This is a genomic window from Mycobacterium sp. (genome assembly GCF_032159765.1).
In the GTDB taxonomy this organism is placed as follows: domain Bacteria; phylum Actinomycetota; class Actinomycetes; order Mycobacteriales; family Mycobacteriaceae; genus Mycobacterium.
This window is the reverse complement of sequence record NZ_JAVHWM010000078.1, coordinates 1-9,150: the sequence shown is the minus strand read 5'-3', so window position 1 is coordinate 9,150 and position 9,150 is coordinate 1. Positions and strand designations below refer to the sequence as shown.

Annotated in this window: 11 protein-coding genes and 1 pseudogene; 9 read left to right on the top strand and 3 right to left on the bottom strand. The window is 65.1% G+C overall.

Features of this window, described 5'->3' with window-relative positions; translation table 11 throughout:
• A partial coding sequence (locus QOH60_RS08905) for a Zn-ribbon domain-containing OB-fold protein (protein ID WP_526419249.1) occupies positions 1-373 on the bottom strand: 373 nt, incomplete at its 3' end.
• Between the two features lie 380 nt (positions 374-753).
• Positions 754-1,140: a PaaI family thioesterase gene (locus QOH60_RS08900; RefSeq protein WP_526419247.1), complete on the bottom strand. Its 387-nt coding sequence runs from the start codon at positions 1,138-1,140 to the stop codon at positions 754-756.
• Positions 1,141-1,233: 93 nt separating this feature from the next.
• Here QOH60_RS08900 and QOH60_RS08895 point away from each other — a divergent pair, with 93 nt between their 5' ends.
• The 9 genes and pseudogenes from QOH60_RS08895 (at position 1,234) to QOH60_RS08855 (ending at position 8,213) form a co-directional block, all read left to right on the top strand.
• Positions 1,234-2,499 carry an aromatic ring-hydroxylating oxygenase subunit alpha gene (locus tag QOH60_RS08895; protein ID WP_526419245.1) on the top strand — a complete coding sequence of 422 codons (1,266 nt, stop codon included), beginning with the start codon at positions 1,234-1,236 and terminating at the stop codon, positions 2,497-2,499.
• A 10-nt stretch (positions 2,500-2,509) separates the two neighbouring features.
• Entirely contained in the window at positions 2,510-2,830 is a 321-nt protein-coding gene (locus QOH60_RS08890; protein ID WP_526419251.1) for a hypothetical protein, read from the top strand.
• A complete protein-coding gene (locus QOH60_RS08885; RefSeq protein WP_526419243.1) occupies positions 2,827-4,116 on the top strand; it encodes a metal-dependent hydrolase family protein in 1,290 nt (429 codons plus the stop codon). The genes QOH60_RS08890 and QOH60_RS08885 overlap by 4 nt, the downstream gene beginning before the upstream one ends.
• Positions 4,103-4,606, top strand: coding sequence for a MarR family winged helix-turn-helix transcriptional regulator (locus tag QOH60_RS08880; protein WP_526419241.1), 504 nt, complete (start codon positions 4,103-4,105; stop codon positions 4,604-4,606). Before QOH60_RS08885 ends, QOH60_RS08880 begins: the two co-directional genes overlap by 14 nt.
• A 23-nt stretch (positions 4,607-4,629) precedes the next feature.
• Positions 4,630-4,977: pseudogene (locus QOH60_RS08875) on the top strand (2Fe-2S iron-sulfur cluster-binding protein); the annotation flags it as partial.
• Complete coding sequence (locus QOH60_RS08870) at positions 4,974-5,717, top strand: SDR family NAD(P)-dependent oxidoreductase (RefSeq protein WP_526419239.1); 744 nt, start codon at positions 4,974-4,976, stop codon at positions 5,715-5,717. The pseudogene QOH60_RS08875 and the gene QOH60_RS08870, both read left to right, overlap by 4 nt.
• A gap of 71 nt (positions 5,718-5,788) precedes the next feature.
• Positions 5,789-7,051 (top strand): aromatic ring-hydroxylating oxygenase subunit alpha, encoded by a 1,263-nt coding sequence (locus QOH60_RS08865; protein WP_526419237.1) that lies wholly within the window; start codon positions 5,789-5,791, stop codon positions 7,049-7,051.
• Positions 7,048-7,374 carry a hypothetical protein gene (locus tag QOH60_RS08860; protein WP_526419235.1) on the top strand — a complete coding sequence of 109 codons (327 nt, stop codon included), beginning with the start codon at positions 7,048-7,050 and terminating at the stop codon, positions 7,372-7,374. The genes QOH60_RS08865 and QOH60_RS08860 overlap by 4 nt, the downstream gene beginning before the upstream one ends.
• A complete protein-coding gene (locus tag QOH60_RS08855; RefSeq protein WP_526419233.1) occupies positions 7,371-8,213 on the top strand; it encodes a TauD/TfdA dioxygenase family protein in 843 nt (280 codons plus the stop codon). Before QOH60_RS08860 ends, QOH60_RS08855 begins: the two co-directional genes overlap by 4 nt.
• Here QOH60_RS08855 and QOH60_RS08850 read toward each other — a convergent pair.
• Complete coding sequence (locus tag QOH60_RS08850; RefSeq protein ID WP_526419231.1) at positions 8,190-9,128, bottom strand: LLM class F420-dependent oxidoreductase; 939 nt, start codon at positions 9,126-9,128, stop codon at positions 8,190-8,192. The genes QOH60_RS08855 and QOH60_RS08850 overlap by 24 nt on opposite strands.
• Positions 9,129-9,150: the final 22 nt, after the last annotated feature.

The following is a 9,150-nucleotide window of genomic DNA, read 5'->3' as shown; positions in this document are numbered from 1 at the left end:
CGTGCTGCTCGAACGTGACCTCGACGACCTGGCCGAGTTCGAGTTCGTCGGGATCGCAGTCGACGATGTTGGTGGTCAGCCGCACGCGCGGGTCCTCGATGATCGCGACCTGCGCGACGACGTACGGCGCGGGCATCCCGGGAAGGCTGAACCGGTGGTTGACGGTGAAGCCGGACAGCGTCGCTTTTCCGGACACCTCGCGAATGCCCATCGCCCGCGACCGGCAGTACCGACACACCGGTGCCGGCGGGTGGATGAGCGCGCTGCAGGCGGTGCACTCCTGAAAGCGCAACACCCCGTCAGCACCCGAACTCCAGAAGAATTCGGTCTCGCCGGTGACCGGCGGCAGTGGACGGCTCAGCGCGTCGGACACGTCGCGACCTGGTAAATCATGGAACTGGGAGCCTCCAGCGCTATACGGCGTTGTACGGTGAGGAGAATCACGTTACCAGTCTGGGGAACGCCGATCTACGAAATGGCGTGGCATTTTTTGAACTGACAGTCTCGTTTGGGTCGTTGACGCCAATACTCGCGAGCGTGCGTGTCTGTTGCACGACACGCCGCTCGCCGGTGGGAGATGACGCACACTCGACGAACGTTAACTGGTGGCGGAAACGAGCCAGTCTGCTCAGTCTGAGTTCACGCTCGGTGAGCACGCGTGCTGCTGGCCACAAAGATGCGTCGAGCGTGCGCGTTCTCGCTGAAAACGACGGCGTGTCGGCTGCAGACACGCACGCTCGCCGCAGGCGGGGGCTAGGTGATCGCGGCGAAGTTGACGGTCGCCGTCGCCGCCATCTCGTCGTCGTGTCCTCTGTAGATGTCGACTTGGATGACGACGGAGCGCTTGCCCTGCCGCAGGATCCTGGCGACCGCGCGGGCCGGCCCGATCTTGATCGGGCGCAGGTAGCGGATGAAGAGGTCCGTCGTGGCGATGCCGTTGCCGAACGGTGTGCTGCGGGACGCGAGCTGGCCCGCCGCGACGTCTGCCATCGTCGCGATCAGCCCACCCTGAAGCCCGCCAGCGGTGTTGGTCACGCGCTCGTCGACCGGCATCTCCATGATCACCGTGCCGTCGGTCGTCGGGACGTCCTGCAAGCCGATCTGGTCGAACAACTCTCGCAGCGAGCGGGGCGCAGTCATTCGAGGATCGTATGGGGGCGGTGCGAATGCGGCCTCCGTACACCAGTATCAACTACTTGTCATTCGTGGCTGGAGCGGATAGCGTCACTGGTCATGGCGCGATTCCCCAAGCCGGCCGAGGGCAGTTGGACTGAGCACTACCCGACGCTCGGCACCGGGCCCGTCAACTACGAAGACTCCATCTCACCCGAGTTCTACGAGCTCGAACGGCAAGCGATCTTCAAGCGGGCCTGGCTCAATGTTGGCCGCGTGGAACAGCTTCCGCGCAAGGGCAGCTACTTCACCAAAGAACTGAAGGCCGCGAACACCTCGATCATTCTGGTGCGCAACGCCGAAGGCGATGTCAACGCCTTCCACAACATCTGCCGTCACCGCGGCAACAAGCTGGTGTGGAACGACATGCCGCTGGAGGAGACCAGCGGCACCTGCCGTCAGTTCACCTGCAAGTACCACGCATGGCGATACGACCTCGACGGCAACCTGGCCTTCGTGCAGCAGGAGGGCGAATTCTTCGACCTCGACAAGAGTCGCTATGGGTTGGTGCCCGTGCACTGCGAGGTCTGGGAGGGCTTCATCTTCGTCAACTTCGCGAAGGAACCCGAGCAGTCGCTGCGCGAGTTCCTCGGCCCGATGATCCTCGGCCTCGAAGGATATCCGTTCGCGCAGATGACATCTCGGTTCTACTACCGCTCCGAGGTGAAGGCGAACTGGAAGCTTTACATGGACGCGTTCCAGGAGTTCTACCATGCGCCTGTGTTGCATGCGAACCAGTCGCCGTCGGCGTATTCGGCCGCGGCGGCGCAGGCCGGCTTCGAGGCGCCGCACTACCGGATCGACGGGCCGCACCGTCTGGTGAGCACGTCGGGAATTCGCGCATGGGAGATGGACGCCGAGATGCGCAAGCCGATCGACGACATCTGCCATAGCGGGTTGTTCGGGCCTTGGGACAAGCCCGATCTCGGCCCGATGCCACCCGGATTGAACCCGGCGAAGTGCGACCCGTGGGGGCTGGACAGCTTCCAGCTGTTCCCGAACTTCGTGATCCTGATCTGGGGCCAGGGTTGGTATCTCACCTATCACTACTGGCCGACGTCCTACAACAGGCATCTCTTCGAGGGCACGTTGTATTTCCCGGCGCCGCGCAGTCCGCGGGACCGCATCGCGCAGGAACTCGCCGCGGTGTCGTTCAAGGAGTACGGCCTTCAGGACGCCAACACACTCGAGGCGACGCAGACGATGGTCGAATCGCGCGCGGTCGAGGAGTTTCTGCTCAATGACCAAGAGATACTGATCCGCCACTTCCACAAGGAGACCTCCGCGTGGGTGGACGACTATCGCCGCGAAACCGCAGGGGTTTGATGTGACGCCCATGCTGCCCACCGAATTCGCTGACCTGGAACGGTTTTCGGAGTGGTGCCTGCCCAGTGAAGCCGAGCGATATGAGAAGCGGCTGAACAGCTCGATGGCCGAAATGCAGGCGTTCTACGACGCGATCACGCCGCGCGCCGAGGAGGCGATCGCCTACTGCGACAAGTTCGCGCTCGACGACATGCCCGACAACGTGCTCAACCTGATGCACCTGCTCTATTCGCTGATCATGGTGTCGTTCCCGATCGAGTGCTGGAAGCAACCACGGGTTCCCGACTCGGGGGCGTCCGCGATCGACTGCGTGTCTGAGCCGTATCCGTGAGCACGGAGCGAGGCTTGTCCGAGCGACCATCGAGCACCGTTCTGAAGGCCGCGCGCTGGGTCGACGTCGACGCGGGCGAGGTCCCCTCGCCGGCCGTGATCGTCGTCGACGGCGATCGCATCACGTCAATGGATCCTGCTGCGCCACTGCCGGATTCGGCCGAGGTGATCGACCTCGGCGATGTCACACTGCTGCCCGGTCTAATGGACATGGAGCTCAACCTGCTCATCGGCGGGCCGGGCGGACCGGAGGGCCTGCCGTTGCCGATGCACGGAGTGCAGGACGATCCCGCCTATCGCACCCTGCGCGGCGCGGTGAACGCGCGCACGACGTTGTTGGCGGGCTTCACCACGGTGCGCAATCTCGGGCTGATGGTCAAGACGGGCGGCTACCTGCTTGACGTCGCGCTGCAGCGCGCGATCGATCAGGGCTGGCACGTGGGCCCGCGGATCTGGCCGGCAGGTCATGCCGTCACACCGTACGGCGGCCACCTCGATCCGACCGTGTTCCAGCGGCTGGCGCCGGGCATCATGCCGTTGTCCGTCGCGGAGGGAATCGCCAACGGGGTGCCTGAGGTGCGAGCGTGCGTGCGTTACCAAATCCGGCATGGCGCACGGCTGATCAAGGTGTCGGCGTCGGGCGGGGTGATGTCGCACAGCACGTCGCCGGGCTCACAGCAGTACTCGGACGAGGAGTTCGAGGCCATCGCCGACGAGGCGCACCGCGCCGGCATCATGGTGGCCGCACACGCGATCGGCGACAAGGCAATCCGGGCGTGCATCAAGGCCGGCATCGACTGCATCGAGCACGGGTTCCTCGCCAGCGACGACACGATCCAGATGATGGTCGACCACGGCACGTTCTTGGTGTCCACGACGTATCTGACCGATGCGATGGCCATCGAGCGGGCGGCCCCTGAACTGCAGAAGAAGGCCGCCGAGGTCTTCCCGCAGGCAAAAGCGATGCTGCCCAAGGCGATTGCGGCAGGTGTGCGGATCGCGTGCGGCACCGATGCTCCGGCGGTTCCGCACGGTCAGAACGCAAAAGAGCTGGGCGCGTTGGTGGATCGCGGCATGACGCCGATGCAGGCGCTGCGTGCCGCGACGGTGACCAGTTCCGAGTTGATCCAAGCCGACGACGAACTCGGGCGGCTCGCGCCCGGTTATCTCGCCGACATCATCGGCGTCGCCGGGGATCCGTCGCGCGACATCTCCGCCCTGCTCGACGTTCCCTTCGTGATGAAGGGTGGCACAATCTACAAGAGGGACGCCCATGACAGCTCGTAAGCGCCCGGTCCAACCAACCGACTCGGCCGACAACATCCTGTGGTTGCTCAAACAGGCGTTTCACTTCTCGCTGAACTCCGTGAACGACGCGCTGAGCGGGCACGGTGTGACCACCGCCCAGATGGGGTTGCTGCGGCAGCTGGCAGGTGAGCCCGGACTCTCGGGAGCGGAGCTGGCGCGACGGCTGTTGATAAGCCCGCAGGGAGTGCAGCTCGCGCTCACCGCGCTGGAAGGACGGGGGCTTGTCGAGCGCAAGCAGGACCCGCAACACGGCCGGATCCTGCGTGCATACCTGACCGACCAAGGGCGGGCCGTGACCACGGGGGCTTTCGCGGACGCAGTCGCGGCCCACGAGAAGGTCTTCGGTGTGCTCACACCCGCTGAGCAGCGACAGCTGAATGAACTCTTGGCGCGGGTCATCGAACAGGGCACCGGCCACACGCTGTTCCCAGACCACATCGACCCGCGCCCAAACGAATCAAGTACTTGATGTTATCGCAAGTACTTGATAACCTTGACACGATGGCCGACAGCGAGGGGGTCACCGGCACTGCCGCGACGACCGTGGGAGATCCGGCGGCCGACGTGACCGAAGAGGTGACGATCGAACTCGACCGGCGTACGACCGTCGTGAGTTACCGGCCAGGCAACACGCTGCTGCAGACTGCGCGGCTGGCCGGGCTGAGTCCGCCGTCGTCGTGCGAAACCGGTTCCTGTGCAACATGTATGGCACGCATCGTCGAGGGCAGCGCGCGGATGCTCAACAACGAAGCGCTTGACGACGACGAGGTGGCCGAGGGGTGGGTGCTGACGTGCCAGTCGCTGCCGACGACCCCGTCCGTCCGGGTGGTCTACGAATGAGCAGGGTCGCGGTGGTGACCGGCGGCGCGTCGGGAATGGGCGAGGCGATCTGCCACGAACTTGGGCGACGTGGGCACAAAGTCGCCGTGCTCGACATCAACGGCGATGCGGCACAACGAGTTGCCAGCGAACTGCGCGCCGACGGCGTCACCTCGCTGGCAGTCGCCGTTGATGTCACCGACCGGCCGGGCGTTGAAGACGCCTTTGGCAAAGTGCGCACTGAGTTGGGGCCCGTCACGATCCTGGTCACCAGCGCAGGCGCGGTCGGTTTCGCGCCGTTCACCGAGCTCACGTTCGACGCGTGGTCGCGGATCATCGACGTGAACCTCAACGGGACATTTCACTGCTGCCAGGTGGCTGTGCCGGACATGGTGGCCGCCAATTGGGGTCGCATCGTGATGATTTCGTCGTCGAGCGCGCAGCGGGGATCCCCGAAGATGGCGCACTACGCCGCGTCGAAGGGTGCGTTGATGGCGCTGACGAAGTCGCTCGCGCGCGAATACGCCCGGGTCGGAATCACGGTCAACAACGTCCCGCCGTCGGGCATCGAAACGCCGATGCAGCACCAGGGCCAGGCCGAAGGGCACCTGCCGAGCAACGAGCAAATGGCACACAGCATCCCGCTGGGACACCTTGGCACCGGCGACGACATCGCCGCCGCCGTCGGCTTTTTGTGCTCGGAGGAGGCCGGCTTCATCACCGGTCAGGTGCTGGGGGTCAACGGCGGCTCGGTGATGTAGCCGGGGCGAGCGATGGGGGCACCTCCCGCCCGAAGGGCAGGGGGACGACGGGAAATCGAAAGGAGGTTGGCATGGCGCGATGGCCTAAGCCCGACGAGGGAAGCTGGACCGAGCACTACCCCGAGCTGGGTACCGGTCCGATCTCGTTCCGTGACTCCACATCTGAGGAGTTCTACGCACTCGAACGCGAGGCGATCTTCAAACGCGCATGGCTGAACGTCGGTCGCGTCGAAGAGCTGCCGCGGATCGGTAGCTACTTCACCAAGGAGATCGACGCTGTCCGCTCGTCTGTGATCGTGGTCAAAGGCAAGGACGAGCAGGTGCGCGCGTTCTACAATGTGTGCCGGCACCGCGGAAACAAGCTGGTGTGGAACGACTTTCCGAATGAAGAGACGTCCGGCACCTGCCGGCAGTTCACGTGCAAGTACCACGGCTGGCGCTATGACGTCGAGGGTGCCCTGACGTTCATGCAGCAGGAGCACGAGTTCTTCGACGTCGACAAGAGCGCCTACGGGCTGCGACCGGTGGCATGCGACGTCTGGAACGGGTTCATCTTCATCAACTTCGACCCGGAGCCGCGTCAAACGCTGCGCGAGTTCCTCGGGCCGATGATCACCGGTCTCGACGACTACCCGTTCGGAAAGCTCACGGAGCGTTACGACTTCGTCGCGCACAACAACAGCAACTGGAAGATCTTCGCCGACGCGTTCCAGGAGTACTACCACGTCCCGTCCCTGCACCCACAGCAGGTGCCCGCCGAGGTACGCGATCCGAACGCGGGGTTCGAGTGCGCGCACTTCCAACTCGACGGGCCGCACCGGTTGGTGTCGACCGCTGGGACGCGCCGTTGGTTGCTGGCGCCGGAGTACATGTACCCGATCGAAAGGACCACGCGCAGCGGGCTTGTCGGGCCCTGGCGCACGCCGGACATCGGGCCGCTGCCCGCGGGGCTGAACCCCGGCGGCATCGAGCCGTGGGGGATCAGCAACTTCCAGATCTTCCCGAACCTCGAAATCCTCATCTACGGCGGCTGGTACCTGCTGTACCGGTACTGGCCCACGTCGCACAACACGCACCGCTTCGAGGCCTACACCGCGTTCCACCCGGCGCGGACGGTCAAGGAACGCATCGAACACGAGGTAGCCGCCGTGGTGCTCAAGGAATTCGCGCTGCAGGATGCGGGGATGCTCGGGGGTACCCAGGCCGCGCTGCAGACCGACGTCGTCGACGAGTTTCCGCTCAGCGACCAGGAGATCCTGGTCCGTCATCTTCACAAGGTGGTCGTGGATTGGGTGGGGGAGTATCAGCGCGAGCGCGAGTTGGTGAAAACATGAGGCTTCCCAGCGCGTTCGCGGAGTTAGAGTCCTTTGCCGAAACATGGTGTTTGGCAATCGAAGACGAGCGGTGGAATCAGCGTGTGGCCAGCACCATGGCCGAGATGCGGCAATTCTATGACGCCTTCTTCCCGCGGCTGGAAGAGGCAATCGACTACTGCGACAAGTTCCCGCTCGACGACGTGCCCGAGGATGCGGTGAACCTACTTCAACTCATCTACTCGCTGGTGATGGTCGCCATGGCGGTGGAGATCTTCAAGCAACCCAAACCCACGGACTCCGCTGACGCGGTCCTCACGAGAGTAAGCGAGCCAGTGCCATGATGCTGACGATCAACAAGCTCACCGAGACGGTCGGCGCGGAGGTCGCCGGACTGGACCCCGAGCGGCTCTCGACGGACGACGCGCTTGGCGCGTCGGTGCTGGAGGCGTTGGAGGACAACGGCGTTCTCGTCTTCCCTGGATTGAACTTGAGTCCCGAGGCGCAGGTCGCGTTCTGTCGCCGGCTCGGCGATGTGGACCACTCCTCCGACGGCCACCACCCGGTGGCGGGCATCTATCCGATCACGCTTGATACGTCGAAGAACTCGTCAGCGGTCTACTTGCGCGCGACGTTCGACTGGCATATCGACGGCTGCACGCCGATCAACGACGAGTGCCCGCAGAAGGCGACCGTGCTGTCGGCGGTTCAGGTGGCCGACCGCGGCGGTGAGACCGAGTTCGCGAACTCGTATGCCGCCTACGACGCGTTAAGTGAGAGCGAGAAGGAGCGGTTCGCGTCGTTGCGGGTTGTCCATTCACTCGAAGCGTCGCAGCGCCGGGTCACGCCGGACCCGAGCCCGGAGCTGGTGGCCCGCTGGCGTTCTCGTCGCACCTATGAGCATCCGCTGGTCTGGACGCACAGCAGCGGCCGCAAGTCGCTGGTGCTCGGTGCCTCCGCGGACTACGTCGTCGGCACCGACCTGATTGAGGGCCGCGCACTGCTCGCCGAGCTACTCGAGCGCGCCACGGCACCCGAGCTCGTCTACAGCCACACGTGGTCAGTGGGCGACACCGTGATCTGGGACAACCGCGGGGTGCTGCACCGCGCCGCGCCATACGACCCCGACTCTCCGCGAGAGATGTTTCGCACCACAGTCTTAGGTGACGAACCCATTCAGTGACGCGAGGAAGTCCCAGGTGCGGCGCGCCGACGAGTCGCCGCCGACGGGAACGATCCGCGCCGCAAGGTCGGTGACGCCTGCGTCGCGGTAACGGCGTAGGCGGTCAAGCACCGCGTTCTCGTCGCCGGCGGCCATCGTGTCGCCGACGTCGTCGGAGTCCCCGTGTTCCAGCAGCCGCACGTAGTTCGGCGACACGTCGGCGTGGCCGAGCACGTCATTCGCCTGTGCGCGTGCGGTTCTAACGTCGTCGCACAGGGCGACGGGGACACAGGCGACGATCCGCGGCTGCGGCCGGCCCGCCGCTGAGGCCGCGGCGGTGATGCGCGGCGCGACGTGCTGCCCGATCGCGCGTTCGTCGGCCATCCACAGGATCGTGCCGTCGGTGCGCTCGCCGGCGATGCGCAGCATGGCAGGCCCGAGGGCCGCCAGCAGGATCGGCATCGCGGTTGCGTCCGTGACATTCATCGGACTGTGCACGCGAAAAGTGGTGTTCTCCACATCAACTGGGCCCGGTCCGGCGAACGAGGCGTTGAGCACGTCGAGGTAATCGCGCACCAGGGCGGCGGGACGGTCGTAGCTCAGGCCGAGCTGGTCCTCGATGATCCAGTGGTGCGAGGGCCCGAGCCCCAGCGTGAACCTGCCGTCGCACGCCGTCTGCGTCGTCAATGCCTGCTGCGCCATCGGGATCGGATGGCGGGTCTGGATCGGGACGACGGCGGTCCCGAGCTCGATGCGGCTGGTGGCCTGGCCAAGCAGCGCAACCGTGGTCATGGCGTCGAGATACCCGGGCACCTGCGGGAACCAGAACGAGGCGAAACCGGCGTCTTCGGCGGCCCGGCCGTCGGCGAGCACTCCGGACAGCCGCTCATTCGGTGGGCGTTGTCGGTCGGTGCCAACCATCAATCCCAGGCGCATCGGCGCCTCCTGTCACGGCACA